Source organism: Pseudomonas agronomica (assembly GCF_025917275.1).
In the GTDB taxonomy this organism is placed as follows: Bacteria; Pseudomonadota; Gammaproteobacteria; order Pseudomonadales; family Pseudomonadaceae; genus Aquipseudomonas; species Aquipseudomonas agronomica.
Genome location: NZ_JAOSHO010000929.1, coordinates 1 through 872, shown reverse-complemented (window position 1 = coordinate 872; position 872 = coordinate 1). Strand labels below are relative to the sequence as shown.

At 62.5% G+C, this 872-nt stretch carries 1 protein-coding gene; it reads left to right on the top strand.

What is annotated here, in order from left to right; translation table 11 throughout:
* Positions 1 to 93 precede the first annotated feature (93 nt).
* Entirely contained in the window at positions 94 to 792 is a 699-nt protein-coding gene (gene tsaA, locus OC610_RS28175; protein ID WP_264432936.1) for a tRNA (N6-threonylcarbamoyladenosine(37)-N6)-methyltransferase TrmO, read from the top strand.
* Positions 793 to 872 lie beyond the last annotated feature (80 nt).

Sequence of the window (872 nt, the reverse complement as noted above, 5' to 3'; positions counted from 1 at the left end):
GCAAGCTCCCTCGCCACAAAAGCCTCCGCCACAAAGGGCAAGACCTGCCGCCCGCGCTATGATGCCCATTCAATCCTGCGTCGATCCCAGCCCATGACCTACAGCGTCTCCCCCATCGGCTTCGTCCGCTCCTGCTTCAAGGAGAAATTCGCCATTCCCCGCCAACCGCAACTGGCCCCGGCCGCGCGTGGCGTGCTGGAACTGGTGGCGCCGTTCGACCAGGGGGATGCGGTGCAGGGCCTGGAGCAGGTCAGCCATGTCTGGTTGCTGTTCCTGTTCCATCAGGCGCTAGAAGACAAGCCACGATTGAAGGTCCGCCCGCCACGCCTGGGCGGCAACAAATCCATGGGGGTTTTCGCCACCCGCGCGACTCACCGCCCCAACGGCATCGGCCAGTCGGTGGTGAAGCTGGAACGGGTCGAAGCCGGACGCCTGTGGATCTCGGGCATTGACTTGCTGGACGGCACACCAGTTCTCGACATCAAGCCCTACGTACCCTATGCGGACATCATCGACTCAGCCACCAACAGCATCGCCAGCGCCGCGCCTGAGTTGATTCCGGTGCAGTGGGCCGCCTCTGCCCTGCTTCAAGCGCGCGACCACGCCATGCGCCTTGATGAGCCCTTGGTGGAGCTGATTGAACAATGCCTGGCCCAAGACCCACGCCCGGCGTACCAGGTTCCTACAGCGGAACGGGAATATGGCGCGCAGTTCTGGGATCTGGATGTGCGTTGGCATTATCCAGAGGCGGGGGTAATTCGGGTGTTGGAAGTGATCCCAGCGAAGGAGTAATCGCCGGAAACGAAAAAGCCCGCGCAGCCTTCATCAGGCGGCGCGGGCTTTTTTTGGGGCATCTGCTAGATCGAGTCGCT